The following is a 19,938-nucleotide window of genomic DNA, read 5'->3' as shown; positions in this document are numbered from 1 at the left end:
CCGGAAACCCACAGAATGAGTCATCTTTTTTCTTTTATTTCATTAAGATATAAAAAATATGGCGATGGACGATCATCTCACCACCCATTTCGGGCGCATCTGGCCGGCTCATGTGGAGGCACTGACCGAACTGCTGATCCAACTGCGGCAGCAGTTTGACGGCGATCTCGACCTGATGTTGATCCTGGGTATTATCGGCACCAGGGTGCTGCCGGCGCGCCAGGCCAGTGCCATGACCTATGGCCAGTTTATGGCAGGCAATCGGCCGGTGCCGGCAGGACGGCCCATTAATATCCAGTCGGTGGCGGAGTGCAGCGGCATTGCCCGGGAGACGGTACGCAGAAAGGTGAGCAAACTGGAACGCATGGGGCTGGTTACCCGTGAAGCGAACGGCAACCTGCTGGTAACCCCTCAGGCCACCGGCGCGTTAGCCCCGGCTACCGAAGCCAGCCTGCATTATATGGCGGAGATGCGAAAGCATTATAAAGACTGAAGCAGCAGCAGGGGTGCACTCCGCCGACACGCTTCGAGCCCATCCTTGGGACGCTCGGCACATGCCTTCCCTGGCATGTGGCGGTCGGCTCCGGCAATCCCTGCTGCTGCTTCGTGAAGTGAGTGGTGAGTATCTTGTCGCTACCGCTTTAACCGGCAGGGCCTGTGTTACAGGTCTCCCCCACCGGTAATACCCCCGTTACTACTCATCCCAAAACGCACCAATTGCATTTCCTTCAGCCGGCTCAGGGTTCGGCGAAACGGAAAGACCAACGCACCGTCAGCATAGAGTTCATCCATGGCTACCGCCGCGTCAATATAAAGGGGAATGCCGCGGTCGTAGCATTCATCCACCAGGGCGATAAAACGGCGCACGCCGTCGTCCTGACGCGACAGCACCGGCAGAATGCGATCACCGGCGGCCACCTGAGTAGCACCGTCTTCGGTACCCCGGGCAATGGCGGCTTGCCGGCTGTTACAGCTGAGCCGGGGCAGCTCACTCAGCAACACGTGGTCAAACCGATCACACAAGGCAATAAAGTCCTGGGCCGCCAGGGGCTGCTCGCACAGCTCGGCATAACGGCACCAGAGCACCCGCTTATTGCGCCCCAGCACGGGGATAAGCCGGTTACCCAGCGTGAGTGGCTCGGTGTTCTTGGCGGTACCGGTCAGTTGCTCAAACAGAGTGGCAAGGGCTTCGGGCTCATTCACCCAATAACGCTGATGCAGCCGGCCCGGATGAAGGCGGTGATCCTGCTCACCCTGCACCGGCACCACGCGCATATGCCGGGTGATGGCGGCCACCGCGGGCAAAAACTGCTCCCGGTTAAAACCATCTTCATACAGGCTTTCAGGCGACTGATTGGAGGTCATCAGCAATACCAGCCCCTGCTCAAACAGGTGGCGCAGCAGCCGACCCAGCAACATGGCATCGCCAATGTCGCTCACAAACAGCTCGTCCAGGCACAGCACCCGTATCTCGGCGCTCAGCTCCCGGGCCAGCACCTGTAACGGATCTTCGGTGCCGGTGAGCTGAAACAACCGCTTGTGCAATTGCTGCATAAAATGATGAAAATGCAGCCGCCGGGCCGGAACGCCAGCGCCTTGCAGACTGGTGAAAAACTGGTCCATCAGCCAGGTTTTTCCCCGTCCCACCGGCCCCCATAAATACACGCCCCGAGCTCCCGGCTCGTTCGCCAGCACACCGCGATAACAGCCTTCCAGCCACTCAACGGCATGGTGCTGGGCGGCATCGTCGGCAAACCCGGATTCCAGCGCGGAAAGCCAGGCAGAATAGGGGGATAAAGGGTTCATTGTGGCACCGGTTTAAAAAGTAAAAAACTACATTAAATATGTAAAATAAAAAATAACTGACTTATATATCCCTAACTTCATCAAAGTAAGGATGTTCCATAGCTTCTCTTGCCGTTAACCTTTCCTGGTGATCTACCTTCAATACTTTAGCAAGCAAATCCAAAGCCAACTCTGATTTAAACACAGACTCTGCTTGCGCCAAGGCCAATTTACTATCTTCTCTGGGAGTGGCAATAGCTTCAAGGCTCACCTTATCCACATCATTTATATTATACTTTTCAATGTAATCCCAAAACTCACCTTCCCCGAATAACCCTGACATGTTACGAAGTAAATCAACTTCCTTTTTCCCTTTCATGAAGGGAAAATCATTGCAAACAACACCAGCAAACAAGCAAGCAAAAGACCACATATCCAGAGAGTAGTCATATTGTTTCATACCAAGCAACAACTCAGGTGCTTTATAGTAATGAGAGCTAACTCTAAGGTGGTATTCTTTATAAGGGTGATAAAACTCAGCCATTCCCCAGTCAATAATTTTCAGGCGTTTTCGTTTATTATTAATAACAATATTAGAGGGTTTAATGTCTCTATGCATAACCCCTCTACTATGAGCCTCATCAAGCCCATTAAGCAACTGAAGAATATAGCATTTCATGTCAAACTCAGAAACTTCCGTGTTTCTTTTTATTAACCCATCATTCGCATAATAGTGCATGATGATATACTTTTCATTGGCAACCCCACCTTTCACAACATCAAAAATATGTGCATTATTTTTACTTCCCTTTATTCGCTTAAGCACAGAGACCTCTCTTTTTATCTTTTCAGCCCTGTTTTTTACCAACCTCCTCACAGTAACATTGGTTTCTGTTTTCTTATGCATACCTTTAAACGCCTCAGAAAAGGTTCCTTCGCCAAGCTTCTTGCCTAATTCATAATCTTCAATCTTACCCCAGTTGATTTTTTTATCTTTGTAATTCCACTCTGCTTCATTCACAGAAGAGTTAACATTCTGATAGCTCCTGGATATTGATTTCTTGCCAGCACCTTTCTTATACATAATGACTCAAAGCTCTTTCAATGAAGAAGACTGTGAAAAATTCTTAAGCGCACTAACAACTTCACACAAACGAATACCGTTAGATGATTTTACCAATAGCAAGTCTCCTTCCTGAAAATCCTGTTGCAGGCTACTCATCACAGCTCCAGCATGTTCAAACCAGCAACATGATATACCTTCCTCAAGTAACCGCTCGGAAACAGCTTTCATATAATCCCCAACAAGATATACCTTATCGGGAGAGCTCCTTATTATTTCCGCAGCCAGTTCAAAATGGTACTGCTGCGCCTGCACACCCAACTCAAGCATATCCCCCAGGATAAATATCCTCCTTCCATATCGAGGATCACAACTCACAGTGTTAGCCATCTCAATTGCCGATTTCATCGAGGAAGGATTGGCATTATAGGCATCATCAATCAAATAAAAAGGTATACCATTGAAATGAAGCCTCAGTATTTCCCCTCTTCCGCTCACCGCCTTGAATAATGGCATCATGGAAAGTGCAGGTCTTACATCAAGCTTCAACCCCTTAATCACTGCCAGGCATGCAAGAGCATTCATTGCCATGTGTTTACCGGGGGCACCGAGTATAAAAGACAGTAATATTCCATCGCCACATTCGGCAACAACCTCATTGTTTTCAGGTTTAAAATTCACCAGCCTTATGTTGCTTTCCGGGTGTGTTCCGAAACTAATAACACTTATACCATAATGCTGTGCAGCCCCCTCTACAATATCCCATTCGTCCATATCCCGGTTAATCACAGCAACGCCACCAAAAGGCATCGCAGAAAATATAAGAGATTTTTTACGGGCAACCGTTTCTGTTGTGCCGTGATACTCAAGATGTGCGGCCTGAATATTGGTAACAACCGCGACATGAGGCCGAGCAAGACTGGCATTACGCTGCATCTGACCGATAGCCATTTCCATCACGATATAGTCGGAACTCCAGGGCACCGAGGCCAGGTTCCACGCAATGCCTAACGGAAGGTTGGCATTATGTGCTGTTGAAGCAACAGTGCCCCATGGCTTTAATACCTGTTGGAGCATGGCGACCGTGGTGGTTTTCCCGGCACTACCTGTTACGCCTATCACCTTCCCCTTTATTTTGGAGCGGGCATAAGCTCCCATATCCATGACAGCTTGTCTTATATTATCAACCAGAAACAAGGGAATCTTCGTTTCACCTAACAAACTATCATCACTGACTAGTAAAGCTTGTGGTATAAAAGGAAGAAAATTTACTCTATCGTGTTTTATAAATGCTTTATCATTCTCACCTTTAGTCACTACCACACAACCAGGTCTCATTGTACTCTCAGAGATGCATAAGCCTGTAGCAACCCATTTCATTACTGTTGGTTTAGTCAACCATTTACCTTGGGTTGCTTCTATAAGACGTTCTGCTGTCCAGTTCACTCCTGTTTCATCACGAAGGGAGTATTCTTCTGATTTTGAACAATAACTATTAAGCAATGTATAATAAGCCACATAACCCGAAAGATAGTGCTCAACATCATCAATTCTTACCCGAAATGAGTGGTGCCGAATAAAAAAGCTGCCCAGGATGATACTGGGCTCGGCAAAATACATGGCAAACTCGGGCCAGAAGAAGCCATTCATCAGATAGTTGGCCCGGGTATGCAAAGCCGTATAAAACTCTTCTTCGTCGAGTTCTTGAAGAAGATGCTGCATCTCAGGCAACTGCTTGATGCGACCCAGCGTATGATGGAAGGCCATGCTCAGTTCAAGCAGCGTCGGGTAGGTGGTTCTTCGATTTTTTATAAAGTCGAGATAGCCGGCAATGTTTTGTACGGCAAAGCGGAAGTATTTCTCTTTAGGCCGATAACGCGTCAATTCATTGACACAGTAAGACAGCCAGTGATCATGCGCCTGCCAGTGTTCGTTATCAATAAAATAATCAAAAGCACGCTCAACCAGCTTCAGCCAGCGCTCGTTTTTTGTTAACCCATACAACCGCATTAACCCAAACGCGGCTTCACCATCGTAGTAAATAATACGAAACAGCTCTTTAATGGATAGATCGGCAGCATGCAGTACATGTACAAACTGTCCGCTATCGGTGTGTTGCATCAGCTCAATGCCTACCGCCAATGACTCCATAAGTGTCAAATAGCGTTCATCACTGGTTAACTCGGTATACTTTACCATTGCCAGCAGACAGACGGCGTTGCCACCAAGCTTGATTTCGTTACCGGTGTCTACCAGAAAGGCCGCCTGCTGTGAGCTGTTAAGCGAGTAAGTATGGATAAGCTCACTAGCAAGGTATTCGAGAGCACGATCGATGGCGGCCTTCAGCTCATCGCTTTTTGTCAGCTCCCAAGCTTCCAGCATGGCATAAGTGGTACTGGCGTGACGCAGTGCATTATAATTGGCAATTCGGCGACCAAAGCAGGGAAAGTAGCCATAAATGAACCTGCCCGATGGCTGTACCTGACTGGCAAGAAAGGAAGCACCGCGATTCACCAGGCTGAATACTTGCTCCGCGTTCAGCGGCCCTGGCTGACGCCGGCCGCCATTACGTCCAGGTCCTGCCAGTGCAATGCTCTTGCTGCTACCCGGTAAATCATCAAGGTCCGGGTCGCACGCATAAAAACGCCCTCGGGTAGAAAACACATACGCAGGAGCATCATTATTCAGGACCAGGGGCTCACCAAAGCGCTTCTTGGTATAAGCGGCCAGGTTTTTCAGATTCAGGCTAGCATGAGGTACCTCACTACCGGCATAGAGAATGGCATTGGCATTCAGCTCCTGCTCCAATAACGCCTGACCAAAGTCACTCGAGAAGGAAAGACCATAACGAAAGTAGTTTCTCTTGGTTCTTCTCAGCAGATCATGCAGGGCCCTCTGGTGCATGGACTGCACTCTGGTGACCCAGTCGATCCGCAACCATTTCGTTGGTAAGTCATTATTTATTCCAGCTTTCCAGCATTTATCGCAGCCTTTGCTCCAGGCTTCTTCAAAGTCATCTCCGGCAGCGGTGATCACGCTAGCCTTTTCATGCCCGTTGCTCAAAGAGAAAAACAATACCACGCCCGGAAAAGCAGGTTGATGTACATCACTTAACAAGCCAGTACTTTCAACCTTGATGACCGGTTTCCCTTCAAAGAGGCGATACAGCTCACTGTTCGCCTGCTCCAGTAATGCATTGAGCATTTTTCATACCTATCGAACTCAGAGACAAAAACAGGCCCTCTATAAGAGGGCCATAAAATAATTACGCCAGACTACCGTACAGACGAATCTAATTAATGCTCAATACTTCCCGGCTTGCTGGACAGGTCAAACGGGTCTTCCGCTTGAGGGCTTTCAAGAGCCTCACCATAACCATCTCCTGCGTATGAATCGGGCTCACCCGAACTATTTGCCGACTTCTTGTGAGAAACGCCGGAGTCGCCCAAGCCGAGGTCATTGTTATCGTCTGACAGCAGGCTGCCCATATCCAGCGCTTTGCCTTTGCTCTCACCAGAGCTGCCCGAAGCAGATTTTTGTGCCGGGCCCTGGCTCGAGGGCATGGGCACCAGCTCATCTTCCCCATCCGAGAAAAGACTCAATGCCTTGTCCTTGCCGCCCCCCTTACCACTGTTGCCCAGGCCCGAATTCTGGCTGTTCTCGGCGTTGGTGTTACCGGCTGAGTTACCTGGCGCATCCTGATCGCCATTACCATGCCCGTTATTGCCTTGGGATCCCTTACCCTGGCTGCCTTTAGAGTCGTCTTTTACGTGACTGGGGCTGTTTTCAGTATCAGAGTTACCCTCACCAGAAAAATCCTTCTTGCTGGAATTACTTTCGCCATCTGATACGTCATCAGATTTATCCGAATCATCGGATCTATTCGATCCAGCATCGGACTTGTCCGATTCATCGTCGGACTGGTCGGACTCATCGCCCGGTTTGCCATCGGACTTGTCCGATTCGTCGTCGGACTGGTCGGACTCATCACCCGGTTTGCCGGCATCGGACTTGTCCGATTCGTCGTCGGACTGGTCGGATTCATCGCCCGGTTTGCCATCGGACTTGTCCGATTCGTCGTCGGACTGGTCGGACTCATCGCCCGGGTTGCCATCGGACTTGTCCGATTCGTCGTCGGACTGGTCGGACTCATCACCCGGTTTGCCGGCATCGGACTTGTCCGATTCGTCGTCGGACTGGTCGGACTCATCGCCCGGTTTGCCGGCATCGGACTTGTCCGACTCGTCGTCGGACTGGTCGGATTCATCGCCCGGCTTGCCATCGGACTTGTCCGATTCGTCGTCGGACTGGTCGGATTCATCACCCGGTTTGCCGGCATCGGACTTGTCCGACTCGTCGTCGGACTGGTCGGATTCATCACCCGGTTTGCCGGCATCGGACTTGTCCGATTCGTCGTCGGACTGGTCGGATTCATCGCCCGGTTTGCCGGCATCGGACTTGTCCGACTCGTCGTCGGACTGGTCGGACTCATCACCCGGTTTGCCGGCATCGGACTTGTCCGATTCGTCGTCGGACTGGTCGGATTCATCGCCCGGTTTGCCATCGGACTTGTCCGACTCGTCGTCGGACTGGTCGGATTCATCGCCCGGCTTGCCATCGGACTTGTCCGATTCGTCGTCGGACTGGTCGGATTCATCACCCGGTTTGCCGGCATCGGACTTGTCCGACTCGTCGTCGGACTGGTCGGATTCATCACCCGGTTTGCCGGCATCGGACTTGTCCGATTCGTCGTCGGACTGGTCGGATTCATCGCCCGGTTTGCCGGCATCGGACTTGTCCGATTCGTCGTCGGACTTATCTGATTCATCATCAGATCGATCCGAATCGGCATCCGCATCGGCATCGGCGTCCGCATCAGAATCCGAGTCAGCATCAGCATCGGCGTCAGCGTCCGCATCGGCGTCAGCGTCCGCATCAGCATCAGAATCCGCATCGGCGTCCGCGTCTGCATCCGCGTCGGCGTCCGCGTCGGCATCGGCATCTGCGTCGGCATCCGCATCTGAATCCGAGTCAGCGTCCGCATCAGAATCCGAGTCAGCGTCGGCATCGGCATCCGCGTCGGCGTCAGCATCTGCATCCGCATCCGCATCCGCATCCGCATCCGCATCAGCGTCTGCATCGGCATCTGCATCCGCATCGGCATCTGCATCTGCATCCGCATCGGCATCCGCATCGGCATCAGCATCTGCATCCGCATCGGCATCCGCATCGGCATCCGCATCGGCATCAGCGTCCGCGTCCGCGTCGGCATCGGCGTCAGCATCCGCGTCAGCATCGGCATCGGCATCGGCATCGGCATCCGCGTCGGCATCGGCATCGGCATCCGCGTCGGCGTCAGCATCTGCATCCGCATCAGCGTCTGCATCGGCATCTGCATCCGCATCGGCGTCGGCATCGGCATCCGAGTCAGCATCTGCATCCGCGTCCGCATCGGCATCTGAGTCAGCGTCGGCATCCGCGTCGGCATCGGCATCGGCATCCGCGTCGGCATCGGCATCCGCGTCGGCATCGGCATCCGCATCCGCATCCGCATCGGCATCAGCGTCCGCATCGGCATCGGCGTCCGCATCAGAATCCGAGTCAGCATCAGCATCGGCATCCGCGTCGGCATCTGAGTCAGCGTCAGCATCGGCGTCAGCATCCGCGTCAGCATCGGCATCGGCATCGGCATCGGCATCCGCGTCGGCATCGGCATCGGCATCCGCATCGGCATCGGCATCGGCATCCGCATCGGCATCGGCATCGGCATCGGCATCCGCATCGGCGTCGGCATCGGCATCCGAGTCAGCATCTGCATCCGCGTCCGCATCGGCATCTGAGTCAGCGTCGGCATCCGCGTCGGCATCGGCATCGGCATCCGCGTCGGCATCGGCATCCGCGTCGGCATCGGCATCCGCATCCGCATCCGCATCGGCATCAGCGTCCGCATCGGCATCGGCGTCCGCATCAGAATCCGAGTCAGCATCAGCATCGGCATCCGCGTCGGCATCTGAGTCAGCGTCAGCATCGGCGTCAGCATCCGCGTCAGCATCGGCATCGGCATCGGCATCGGCATCCGCGTCGGCATCGGCATCGGCATCCGCATCGGCATCGGCATCGGCATCCGCATCGGCATCGGCATCGGCATCCGCATCGGCATCGGCATCGGCATCGGCATCCGCATCGGCATCGGCATCCGCATCGGCATCGGCATCCGCATCGGCATCCGCGTCCGCATCGGCATCGGCATCCGCGTCGGCATCGGCATCCGCATCGGCATCGGCATCTGCATCCGCATCCGCATCGGCGTCGGCGTCGGCATCGGCATCCGAGTCAGCATCTGCATCCGCGTCCGCATCGGCATCTGAGTCAGCGTCTGCATCAGCGTCGGCATCCGCATCCGCGTCAGCATCGGCATCTGAGTCAGCGTCAGCGTCGGCATCCGCGTCGGCATCGGCATCCGCGTCGGCATCCGCATCCGCATCCGCATCAGCGTCTGCATCCGCATCCGCATCAGCGTCTGCATCCGCATCGGCATCTGCATCCGCATCCGCATCCGCATCCGCATCCGCGTCAGCATCGGCATCGGCATCGGCATCGGCATCAGCATCCGCGTCAGCATCTGCATCCGCGTCAGCATCGGCATCGGCATCGGCATCAGCATCCGCGTCAGCATCCGCGTCGGCATCGGCATCGGCATCGGCATCAGCATCCGCGTCAGCATCCGCGTCGGCATCCGCATCGGCGTCGGCGTCGGCGTCCGCATCCGCATCGGCATCCGCGTCAGCATCGGCATCGGCATCGGCATCGGCATCGGCATCGGCATCGGCATCGGCATCGGCATCGGCATCCGCATCCGCATCAGCGTCGGCGTCCGCATCCGCATCCGCATCCGCGTCAGCATCGGCGTCAGCGTCCGCGTCGGCATCGGCATCGGCATCCGCGTCCGCATCGGCATCGGCATCGGCATCGGCATCCGCATCGGCATCGGCATCCGCATCGGCATCCGCATCGGCATCCGCATCGGCATCGGCATCCGCATCGGCATCCGCGTCCGCATCGGCATCCGCGTCGGCATCGGCATCCGCATCGGCATCTGCATCCGCATCCGCATCGGCGTCGGCGTCGGCATCGGCATCCGAGTCAGCATCTGCATCCGCGTCCGCATCGGCATCTGAGTCAGCGTCTGCATCAGCGTCGGCATCCGCATCCGCATCCGCATCAGCGTCTGCATCCGCATCCGCATCCGCATCCGCATCAGCGTCTGCATCCGCATCGGCATCTGCATCCGCATCCGCGTCAGCATCGGCATCCGCGTCAGCATCGGCATCGGCGTCGGCATCCGCGTCGGCATCGGCATCGGCATCCGCATCCGCATCGGCGTCGGCGTCGGCATCCGCGTCAGCGTCCGCGTCGGCATCGGCATCGGCGTCTGCATCCGCATCCGCATCCGCGTCGGCATCGGCATCCGCGTCAGCATCGGCATCGGCATCGGCATCCGCATCCGCATCAGCGTCGGCGTCCGCATCCGCATCCGCATCCGCGTCAGCATCGGCATCGGCATCGGCATCCGCGTCGGCATCAGCATCCGCATCGGCATCCGCATCGGCATCGGCATCCGCATCGGCATCGGCATCCGCATCGGCATCGGCATCCGCATCGGCATCGGCATCCGCATCGGCATCCGCGTCCGCATCGGCATCCGCGTCGGCATCGGCATCCGCATCGGCATCTGCATCCGCATCCGCATCGGCGTCGGCGTCGGCATCGGCATCGGCATCCGAGTCAGCATCTGCATCCGCGTCCGCATCGGCATCTGAGTCAGCGTCTGCATCAGCGTCGGCATCCGCATCCGCGTCAGCATCGGCATCTGAGTCAGCGTCAGCGTCGGCATCCGCGTCGGCATCGGCATCCGCGTCGGCATCCGCATCCGCATCAGCGTCTGCATCCGCATCCGCATCCGCATCAGCGTCTGCATCCGCATCGGCATCTGCATCCGCATCCGCGTCAGCATCGGCATCCGCGTCAGCATCGGCATCGGCATCGGCATCAGCATCCGCGTCAGCATCTGCATCCGCGTCGGCATCCGCATCGGCGTCGGCGTCCGCATCCGCATCCGCGTCAGCATCGGCATCGGCATCCGCATCTGCATCCGCATCGGCATCTGCGTCCGCATCGGCATCGGCGTCGGCATCCGCGTCTGCATCCGCGTCTGCATCCGCGTCTGCATCCGCGTCGGCATCCGCATCCGCGTCAGCATCGGCATCTGAGTCAGCGTCAGCGTCGGCATCCGCGTCGGCATCGGCATCCGCGTCGGCATCGGCATCCGCGTCGGCATCGGCATCCGCATCCGCATCCGCATCCGCATCCGCGTCTGCATCCGCATCGGCATCTGCATCCGCATCCGCGTCAGCATCGGCATCCGCGTCAGCATCGGCATCGGCATCGGCATCAGCATCCGCGTCAGCATCTGCATCCGCGTCGGCATCCGCATCCGCATCGGCGTCGGCGTCGGCGTCCGTATCATCAAAAGCGGTTCCGGCACCCACCAGTGTTTCAAAGGGATCAACTGGTTCGATATCGAAATCAAATGCAAGGGGATCGACAATCTCGGCAACACGGGTCAGTGTCACAATCGAGCTGCCACCTCCTGTTGGCGCACCGGCCAGGCCCGCAGCAGGTGCTTCCAGTTCATCCAGCAGATCATCCCCATTCTCAAGGGCGGCCAGCACGGCTTCTACGCTGGGATCAAGAACCGCATTTTCCTGCGCATTGGGCTCGGCCGATGCCAGCATGTTCGGTGTCATTTGCAGAAACTGGTTACTGCCGAGTGGTACGGTTTCACCATCACCGTAATCAAGCACAACACGGGCATTGTCACCGGTTATCAGCAGCTCACCGGCGAAAAGAGTGTCTCCAGGCACAAGCTCACGCACGGAACCATCGGCTGCCTGCGCCGTCACAGTCCCACTGATATCCGTTACCACCGCAATTGGAATACTCATGCTCTCTTCGATCCTTGCCTTGTGAATTTTCTATTGATGGCATCTTCCCTCAATGACCGGCACAAGAAAATTGGACTGAAGTACAGGGGGATGTTTTTACTTGGAGCCCTTATATGGGATGATATGTCACCAGACGTAAACTTTTCGATATGGAGATCACTGCGTGTTCTGGCGCCTTCTGACACATAACAATCATGCCCGCTCCCTCATGGCGGAACGGCACACTCAAAAAAACACCCTTTGCCAACCAGGCCTTTATCTATGAACAGATTAAAATCATATTCACTAATGGCAGGTCTGAGCCTGCTGACCAGTGTTGCCTGGGCACAGCAACCGGCAGCCAACGCGGCCGAGGTGGTTCAAAAAGCCCTGGCCACCAACCCTGAAGTGCAGGCCAGCTGGCGCACCTTTCGTGCCGCCGAATACGATATCGATTTTGCCAAGGGTGGCTATCTGCCCACGGTGGATGCCACCGCCGGCTATGGCAAGCAATGGCGCAACTATGACGACCCCAGAGAATTCAGCGGTGCAGCAGGAGAAATATCCCTGGTGCAAATGCTGTACGACGGCTTTAAGACGTCCAGCGATGTAAAGCGCTTTGAGAACGCCCAGCTGGTGCGCTACTTCGAATTGCTGACACAGCTTGAAGACACCGCCCTCTCCTCTCTGCGTGCCTATCAGGATGTCATGCGCTATCGGGAACTGGTTAAACTGGCAGAGGACAACCTCGCCAGCCACCTTGACGTGTATGAGCAAATTGAAACCAGCGCCCGGGCAGGCGTGGCCAGACGGGCCGATCTTGAACAAGCCAACGGACGGGTAGCGCTGGCCGAGTCCAACCTGCTCACGGAAATGGCCAACCTGCATGATGTCAGTGCCCGCTATTTGCGCATTGTCGGCGAACTGCCTGCGTCCGAACTGGCGCCACTGGAGCTGAACGACAGCAAACTGCCATTGAGCCTGCAGGAAGCCATGAAGCTTGCCTATCAGGGTAACCCCGCGTTTCACGCCGCCCTGCGTAATATCAATGCCCAGGATGCCGCCGTCGACAGTCAAGAAGCCGCCTTTCATCCGGAGCTCAATCTCAACGCCAGATACGGCGCCCAGGATTACGTCAACGGCAACGTCGATGAACGCCGCACCGAAGGCCGCATTGGCGTTGACCTGCGTTATAACCTGTATCGCGGAGGCCGGGATCAGGCCAGCCTGAACAAGGCTCATGAAGAGCTTAACAAGGCTCGGGATTTACGGGCTCAGGCCTGCACCGACATGCGCCAGACCCTGCAGATTGCCTATAACGATGTACAAAAGCTGGATCAGCAACTGCCCATTCTGAATCAACACCGGATATCATCCAACCGGGTTCGGGCCGCCTACAAAGGGCAGTTCGGCATCAGCGAGCGCACCCTGCTGGACGTGCTCGATGCCGAAAACGAATATTTTCAGGCCAGCCGGGCTTACACCAACGCCAGCTATGACCGGGGTATTGCCATTGCCAGAACCCTGAATGCCATGGGTCAGCTGTTGCCGGCACTGAACGTGGTCAGCGACGAGTTACCCACCCTAGGCGAACTCGGTGCGGAACCCATCAGCGTGGACGCCGACTCGGCCTGCCCGGCCGATGAAATCAGCACCATGGCAGCCCGGTACATACCGGCCCGGTAACGACAGCCCTGTCCACTGCACTCCCCGGCCCGGTGCCGGGGAGCAGACGGAAGCAGAACATGCAAAAAAATACTCTCCACTCACAAGCTGGTGGTCCCCTGCTGGAATGCTTGCTGACCCTGTGCCGGCTTCATCAGTGCAAGCTGACCCGGGATGCCGCCCTGGCCGGTTTGCCGCTGGTTGATGGCATGCTCACGCCATCGGTCTTTCATCGGGCCGCCAGACGCGCCGGACTGGCCAGCCGAGTGCTGCATCATGAACTGAGGCACCTTAATCCGTCCTTGCTGCCAGCCGTACTGCTGCTCGATAACAATCACGCCTGCGTGATCACCGCCCTTGGAACCGAACCGCAAACGGCGCAGGTGATCTGGCCGGAGCTGGCCGATGCCGAGGTCACGGTAACGCTCAATGAACTCGAGCAACGTTACACGGGCCACCTCATTTATGCCCAGCCCGAGTTTCATTTTGACGAACGGGCTCCCGGCAGCCGGCGCCGAGCGCAGGGGCACTGGTTCTGGAGCGTCATCGCCAGGAACCGTCCCCTGTACCGGGATATTCTGTTTGCCGCCGTGATGATCAACCTGCTGGCGGTGGCCATGCCGTTGTTTGTCATGAATATCTACGACCGGGTGGTTCCCAATCATGCCACCCACACCCTCTGGGTGCTCGCAGTGGGCGTACTGGTGGTACTGTGTGCCGATCTGGGGCTACGCCTGATGCGTGGCTGGTTTGTCGATCTTGGTGCCAGCCGGGCCGATGTCAGGCTGTCAGCCGCCATCATGGAACAAATTCTGGGCATGAAATTGTCGGAGCGTCCGGCTTCGGCGGGCTCCTTTGCCAGCAATGTTCAGTCCTTTGAGTCGTTGCGCAGCTTTATTGGCTCGGTCACCCTGGTGGCGCTGGTGGATTTGCCCTTTATGCTGCTGTTTTGCCTGATCATCGGGCTGATCAATGTAAAGCTGGTCATTCCCATCATCATTGGCGCTCTGGCGGTACTCTGCTACGCCGCCCTGGCCCAGCGTAAAATGCGCCACCTGTCCGACACCATGAACCGCGCCAGCGCCATGCGCAATGCTACCCTCATCGAGTGCCTCGGCAATCTGGAAACCATCAAAACCACGGGGGCCGAAAGCAAGATACAAGGTAACTGGGAAAGCGCCATTCTGTATCTGTCAACCCTCACCGCCCGCATGCGGCTGCTGGCCTCTTCCGTCACCAATGGCGCACTCTGGGCCCAGCATGTGGTGGCGGTCAGCCTGATTATTCTCGGGGTTTACCTGATCCGTGACGGCCAGCTCACGCAAGGGGGACTGATTGCCTGCTATCTGCTGTCCTCCCGGGCCATGAGCCCCGTCGGCCAGGCCGCCGCCTTGCTGTCCCAGTATCATCATGCGGTCACCGCCATGAACAGCCTGAACGGAATTATGGCGCGCCCGCTAGAGCGCAGCGATGATCGTCACCGGGTCAGCCGCCCCATTCAACGGGGCGACATTGAATTTCGCCATGTCAGTTTTACCTACCCCAACGCAGAGCAGCAGGCACTGTCAGACATCAGTTTTCGTATTCAGGCCGGTGAGCACGTGGCCATACTGGGCCGCAACGGCTCGGGTAAGAGTACTCTGGAGCGGCTGATGCTGGGGCTGTATGAGCCCGACGCCGGCAGCATTCTGATTGACGGCACCGATATTCGCCAGCTCGACCCGGCCGAGCTGCGTCGCGGCATGGGCTATGTGCCTCAGGACGTATCGTTGTTCTACGGCAGCCTGCGCGACAATCTGGTGCTGGGCATGGGTCATGTTGACGATGCCCGTATCGTCCATGCCGCCGAGCAAAGCGGCCTGGCGGAGTTTGTCAACACTCACCCCTCCGGTTTTGACATGCCGGTAGGCGAACGTGGTCAGTTGCTGTCCGGTGGCCAGCGCCAGGCCGTGGCCATTGCCCGCGCCCTGCTCAAGGAGTCTCCGGTGCTGCTGCTGGACGAGCCCACCGGTGCACTGGATCAGCGCAATGAGGAACAGATCAAGCACACCCTGCAGCACTGCGCCCAGGGGCGGACCATGGTGCTGGTCACCCACCGCAGCTCGCTGCTGAGCCTGGTGGACCGCATTATCGTGATCGACGGTGGCCGAATCGTCGCCAACGGCCCCAAGGCCGAAGTGCTCGACGCCCTGCGCCAGGGTAAAATCGGGAGTGCCGCATGAATCAGCATGAGCCGCATACCGGTCGCGACTGGGCGCGAGACGCCCAATGGGCACGGCTACAGCAGGAGCCGGTACGCACCCGCGCTTTGCTGTATGGCATGGTGCTGATCCTGGCAATCCTGCTGCTCTGGTCGGCGTTTGCCTCCCTGGATGAGGTCACCCGGGGTGAAGGCCGGGTCATTCCTTCCCGGCAGTTGCAGGTGGTGCAGTCCCTGGACGGCGGCATGGTACAGCAGATACTGGTAAAGGAAGGACAAACGGTGGAAGCCGGCGAGGTGCTGCTGCGCATCGATCCGACCCGCTCCGTGTCCAGCCTGAAGGAAAGCCAGGTACAATATCTTTCCGCCAGTGCCGAGGTCGCCCGGCTGCAGGCCCTGCTCGACAATACCGAGCCGGTCTTTACCGATGCGCTGCGCCGGCAGGCGCCCGATCTGGTCAGCAGGGAACAACGCCTGTATCGGGCCAGCCAGGAAGAGCTGCAAGAGCAACTGGCCATTTACAATCATCAGCTCAGCCAGCGACAACAGGATCTGGTGGAAGCGCAGGCCGATCTCAAGCAACACACCCAGTCGCTGGCACTCAGCCGAAAAGAACTGAGGGTCACCCGACCGTTACTGGAGCTGGGCGCCGTATCCGATGTGGACATATTGCGCATTGAGCGGGAGATCAGCCGGGCTCAAGGAGAGGCCGAGCGGGCCCGGGCCGCCATCAGCCGCAGCCAGGCCGCCATTGAGGAGGCGCGCAACAAGCTGCGGGAAGTGGAGCTCACCGTCACCAACCGCTGGCGACGGGAATATCTGGAAGCCAAAGCCCGGCTCGATGCCCTGAGCGAAGCCGAATCGGCCCTGGCAGACCGGGTACAGCAGACCGAAATCCGGGCACCGGTGCGCGGCACCATTCAGCGTTTGTTTGCCAACACCGTGGGCGGTGTGGTGGCTCCCGGCCGCGAAGTGGCCGAGCTCATTCCGCTGGATGACGAGCTGATCATTGAAGCTCGAATCCAGCCCAGGGATATTGCCTTTATTCGGCCCGGGCAAAGCGCCATGATCAAGTTTACCGCCTACGACTTTGCCATATACGGCGGCCTGGAGGCCGAAGTCAGGCACATCAGTGCCGACACCATCAACGATGGCGACGGCAACAGTTATTATCGGGTCCGACTGGCCACCCACCGCAGCGGCTTTGCCCGGGATCTCGAGATCATTCCGGGCATGGTCACCGAAGTTGATATTCTGACCGGCAAGAAAACCGTGCTTGAGTACCTGCTCAAGCCCGTCCTGCGAGCCACTTCACTAGCGATGACCGAGCGATGACAAATACTTTGTTCATAACCGAAAAGGATTTCAGCAGCCCCCGCTGGCGGCGGGCTTTTCCTGAGGCCACTCTGGCCATAGCCGGACAGGATAATACCGACACTGACCACGATGGACTGGTTTGGGTGCTGACCGGCCAGCCCGGCTGGGAGCAGCTTATTCGCCGGCAGTCAGCCCGGGGACGAACCGTCCTGGCACTGACCCGCCGTCCACAACTGGATGAGCTGCGCCGGGCGCTCACGGCCGGTGCCAGAGGCTATCTGGAGGCCATGTCCAGCACCGCCATCCTGACTCAGGCCGCCGCCACCACCAGGGCCGGCGGCATGTGGCTGCCGGCCGAGCTGGTTAATCGCATGGTCGGACTGCTCTCGCCACTGCTGGCACAAACTCCGCCCGCTGCCCGACCGAATGGTTACGATCTGAGCCTGCTGACCAACCGGGAACGCCAGGTCATGGCAGAGGTGCTCAGCGGCGCCAGCAACAAACGCATTGCCCTCACGCTGAATATCACCGAACGAACCGTCAAGGCGCACCTGAGTTCGGTCTTTGAAAAGCTCGGCGCCCGGGATCGCATGCATCTGATGCTGCTGGCTCACGGACAGGAGCAGAGCTGATGTTTGTCAAACGCAACGCCGCGGGACGGGTTTGCGCCGTCAGCCTGGAGCCGACGGCAGAGATCCATGAAAAAATATCTGCCGACTCGCCAGAATTGCGGCAGTTTATTGGCGCCGGAGAGGAATCACACGAAACAGATCTGGACACGCTGCAAGCCTCGGACCTGGCGCTGGTGCGGGTACTGGAGGATCTGATTGATGTACTGATCGACAAAAACCTGATCCAGTTTACCGACCTGCCCCCCATGGCCCAGCAGAAACTGCTGTCCCGCCAGGGCCTGAGGCGGCAACACCGGCTGGAGCTGCTCGGTGACGATAACAGCGACGAGGAGCAGATCCCCATGCCCTGAAGCCGGGTCAGCCGCCCTGGCGTATGCCCGGCCCACCGGCGGCATCAAACCCCAGCGAGCGCAGCAATTCCGGCTCAGTTGCCGACTGCACCCCATCGGCAATCATGCTCAGGCCAATGGAATGTCCCAGGGTGCAGAGCCCTCGCAAAAAACCCTGGTTGCCAGTGTTGGCAGCCAGCTCCCGCAACAGGGCACCATCCACCTTGAGATAGTCCAGCCCCAGCTCCTGCAAGTGGGTGATTTTGGCAAAGCCACGCCCGGCCCGCTCCATGCCCAGCCGGCACCCCAGCGGCTTGACCTGCGCACAAAACTCTCGGAACAGCTCCACTTCCTGCAGTACCTGGCTCTCTGCGAACTCCAGCCACAGCCTGGGGGCCAGCTCGGGGGCGGCCTTGAGCAGGGCCATCACACGCTGGCGGCTGGCAGGGTCGCGCAGCGTCTCCACCGACAGGTTGATGGCCACCGCTCCAGGCAGGCCGGTGCGCAAATCCTCAAGCACAAGCTCCACCATGGCCACATCCAGGGCCGGCAACAATCCCAGACGACGGGCCCAGGGCATGAAATCTCCTGCTCGCCAGCTGGTGCCCTGCCATTGCAGGCGCATCATGGCTTCCTCGTGCAGCACGCCGCCATCGGCCAGCTGCAGCACCGGAAAACGTACCGCCGTCACCGCCTGCGCCGCCAACGCCTGAGTCAGCAGCTGGCGCCATTCCCCAGCTCCCCGGCTGTCGCTGCCGGTGATCTCCTCCCTGACCTCGCCGCAGGTGATACAGCGCTGCTCGGCGGTGGCCAGCAGACCATCCACCCGGCTCATCACCTCGCCACGACGCTCGCCACAGAGGAAATAACAGCCGCCATGAGGCAGTTGCACCTCAGCCTGGGACCAGCGCTCGCTCAACGCAAGCAACCGCCGGTTCAGGGCCGCACTCAGGGTGGCCAGTTCATCGGCTTCGGTCAGCAGCAGCAGAAAATCACTGCCATTGAGCCTGCCGCCATGGGCCTCGGCAAACAGGGCCTGCTCGGCTGGCGTCCACTGCAACAATGCCTCCGCCAGCTCACGCAGCAGCCTGTCGGTATCTTCACGACCCAGCGTCCGGTTGATCGTCGCCAGCGCCTGCACCCGCACCAGAAAAACACCATGATGGCCATCTTCTTCACTCAGCAGCGCATCCAGCTGGCTGTTGACGGTATCGCGATTGGCCAGCCCGGTGACGGCATCATGCTGGTGCTGATAGCGCAGCGCCTCCAGCCGGCGGGACTCGCTTTCCAGCATGTCCCGCACCCGGCCGGACAACAGGTTCATGGCCCGCACCAGGCGGCCAAACTCCAGCGTGCGCGGCTCGCTGGAGGTAATAAAGCGGCGGCCACCAATGGCTTCGGCCTGCTCCACCACGTCCTCCAGCGGTCGCGTGATTTGTTTCAGCAGCCAGCTGCCCAGGGCCCCGCACAGCAAGGCCACCAGCAATAGCCACCCCAACAAGCGTTGCGTGGTCTGCCACAGGGCGGCATAGGCCACCTCGGTCTGGCTTTCCACATAAAGGGTACCGTACTGATGCCAGCCCTCCTGCACCTGGGCCACCCCCGCCGGCACCGACAGGGCCGCAAACTCAATAAACCAGGCGGGCACGGCGTCGGGCTGGGCCGTCGGCTCAAGGCGCTTGCGCTGCAATACGGCACCGTCCGGCGCAATCAGTTCAATGCGCCGGTAGTGACCGGTATCAAACTGGGCCGCCACCAGCAGCTCAACGGTAACCTCATCCTTTTCCACCTGAGACAAGGTCAGCGCCAGCGAGTTGGCGTTATCGATGTTTTTCTGCTGCAACTGTTCCTGATAATAATTACGTGCGCTCAGGGTGCTGATGGTAAAGCTGCTCAGAAACGCCAGCATCATCAGCACCGCAATGGCAAGCCACAGCTGTTTGTTCAGCGACATGATGTTCTC

At 57.8% G+C, this 19,938-nt stretch carries 12 protein-coding genes; 7 read left to right on the top strand and 5 right to left on the bottom strand.

What is annotated here, in order from left to right:
- Positions 1–64: 64 nt before the first annotated feature.
- Positions 65–493 carry a helix-turn-helix domain-containing protein gene (locus PU634_RS02390; protein ID WP_306762480.1) on the top strand — a complete coding sequence of 143 codons (429 nt, stop codon included), beginning with the start codon at positions 65–67 and terminating at the stop codon, positions 491–493.
- 167 nt (positions 494–660) lie between these two features.
- On the opposite strand, the gene zapE is transcribed toward PU634_RS02390, so the two are convergent.
- From zapE to PU634_RS02370, 4 genes are all read right to left on the bottom strand, one after another.
- Positions 661–1,806 (bottom strand): cell division protein ZapE, encoded by a 1,146-nt coding sequence (zapE, locus tag PU634_RS02385; protein WP_306762479.1) that lies wholly within the window; start codon positions 1,804–1,806, stop codon positions 661–663.
- A 61-nt stretch (positions 1,807–1,867) separates the two neighbouring features.
- Positions 1,868–2,869, bottom strand: coding sequence for a protein kinase domain-containing protein (locus tag PU634_RS02380; protein ID WP_306762478.1), 1,002 nt, complete (start codon positions 2,867–2,869; stop codon positions 1,868–1,870).
- 6 nt (positions 2,870–2,875) lie between these two features.
- The gene (locus tag PU634_RS02375; RefSeq protein WP_306762477.1) at positions 2,876–6,052 is read right to left on the bottom strand and encodes a UDP-N-acetylmuramoyl-tripeptide--D-alanyl-D-alanine ligase; all 3,177 of its coding nucleotides are present in this window, start codon (positions 6,050–6,052) and stop codon (positions 2,876–2,878) included.
- A gap of 92 nt (positions 6,053–6,144) precedes the next feature.
- Entirely contained in the window at positions 6,145–11,643 is a 5,499-nt protein-coding gene (locus PU634_RS02370; RefSeq protein ID WP_306762476.1) for a hypothetical protein, read from the bottom strand.
- A gap of 12 nt (positions 11,644–11,655) precedes the next feature.
- Here PU634_RS02370 and PU634_RS02365 point away from each other — a divergent pair, with 12 nt between their 5' ends.
- The 6 genes from PU634_RS02365 (at position 11,656) to PU634_RS02340 (ending at position 17,996) form a co-directional block, all read left to right on the top strand.
- A complete protein-coding gene (locus tag PU634_RS02365) occupies positions 11,656–12,042 on the top strand; it encodes a hypothetical protein (RefSeq protein ID WP_306762475.1) in 387 nt (128 codons plus the stop codon).
- Positions 12,043–12,141: 99 nt separating this feature from the next.
- Entirely contained in the window at positions 12,142–13,518 is a 1,377-nt protein-coding gene (locus PU634_RS02360) for a TolC family outer membrane protein (protein ID WP_306762474.1), read from the top strand.
- A gap of 59 nt (positions 13,519–13,577) precedes the next feature.
- On the top strand, positions 13,578–15,719 hold the full coding sequence (locus tag PU634_RS02355; RefSeq protein ID WP_306762473.1) for a type I secretion system permease/ATPase: 2,142 nt from the start codon (positions 13,578–13,580) through the stop codon (positions 15,717–15,719).
- On the top strand, positions 15,716–17,032 hold the full coding sequence (locus PU634_RS02350; protein WP_306762472.1) for an HlyD family type I secretion periplasmic adaptor subunit: 1,317 nt from the start codon (positions 15,716–15,718) through the stop codon (positions 17,030–17,032). Before PU634_RS02355 ends, PU634_RS02350 begins: the two co-directional genes overlap by 4 nt.
- A gap of 8 nt (positions 17,033–17,040) precedes the next feature.
- Positions 17,041–17,646: a response regulator transcription factor gene (locus PU634_RS02345; RefSeq protein WP_306762471.1), complete on the top strand. Its 606-nt coding sequence runs from the start codon at positions 17,041–17,043 to the stop codon at positions 17,644–17,646.
- Complete coding sequence (locus PU634_RS02340; protein ID WP_306762470.1) at positions 17,646–17,996, top strand: tryptophan synthase subunit beta like protein; 351 nt, start codon at positions 17,646–17,648, stop codon at positions 17,994–17,996. The genes PU634_RS02345 and PU634_RS02340 overlap by 1 nt, the downstream gene beginning before the upstream one ends.
- Before the next feature lie 7 nt (positions 17,997–18,003).
- Here the strand turns inward: PU634_RS02340 and PU634_RS02335 are convergent, their stop codons facing one another.
- Positions 18,004–19,929, bottom strand: coding sequence for a bifunctional diguanylate cyclase/phosphodiesterase (locus tag PU634_RS02335; protein ID WP_306762469.1), 1,926 nt, complete (start codon positions 19,927–19,929; stop codon positions 18,004–18,006).
- Between the last annotated feature and the right edge of the window lie 9 nt (positions 19,930–19,938).

Origin of the sequence: Oceanimonas pelagia (assembly GCF_030849025.1) — a bacterium.
In the GTDB taxonomy this organism is placed as follows: Bacteria; Pseudomonadota; Gammaproteobacteria; order Enterobacterales; family Aeromonadaceae; genus Oceanimonas; species Oceanimonas pelagia.
Note: the sequence above shows the minus strand (reverse complement) of the source record. Positions and strands in the feature narration are given on the sequence as shown.

Excerpts from the sequence above, each read along its gene's own strand:
- PU634_RS02390 (WP_306762480.1), top strand. The coding sequence starts at position 65 with ATGGACGATCATCTCACCACCCATTTCGGGCGCATCTGGCCGGCTCAT.
- PU634_RS02370 (WP_306762476.1), bottom strand. The coding sequence starts at position 11,643 with ATGCTGGCATCGGCCGAGCCCAATGCGCAGGAAAATGCGGTTCTTGAT.
- PU634_RS02335 (WP_306762469.1), bottom strand. The coding sequence starts at position 19,929 with ATGTCGCTGAACAAACAGCTGTGGCTTGCCATTGCGGTGCTGATGATG.
- PU634_RS02360 (WP_306762474.1), top strand. The coding sequence starts at position 12,142 with ATGGCAGGTCTGAGCCTGCTGACCAGTGTTGCCTGGGCACAGCAACCG.
- PU634_RS02350 (WP_306762472.1), top strand. The coding sequence starts at position 15,716 with ATGAATCAGCATGAGCCGCATACCGGTCGCGACTGGGCGCGAGACGCC.
- PU634_RS02375 (WP_306762477.1), bottom strand. The coding sequence starts at position 6,052 with ATGCTCAATGCATTACTGGAGCAGGCGAACAGTGAGCTGTATCGCCTC.
- PU634_RS02355 (WP_306762473.1), top strand. The coding sequence starts at position 13,578 with ATGCAAAAAAATACTCTCCACTCACAAGCTGGTGGTCCCCTGCTGGAA.
- PU634_RS02380 (WP_306762478.1), bottom strand. The coding sequence starts at position 2,869 with ATGTATAAGAAAGGTGCTGGCAAGAAATCAATATCCAGGAGCTATCAG.
- PU634_RS02340 (WP_306762470.1), top strand. The coding sequence starts at position 17,646 with ATGTTTGTCAAACGCAACGCCGCGGGACGGGTTTGCGCCGTCAGCCTG.
- zapE (WP_306762479.1), bottom strand. The coding sequence starts at position 1,806 with ATGAACCCTTTATCCCCCTATTCTGCCTGGCTTTCCGCGCTGGAATCC.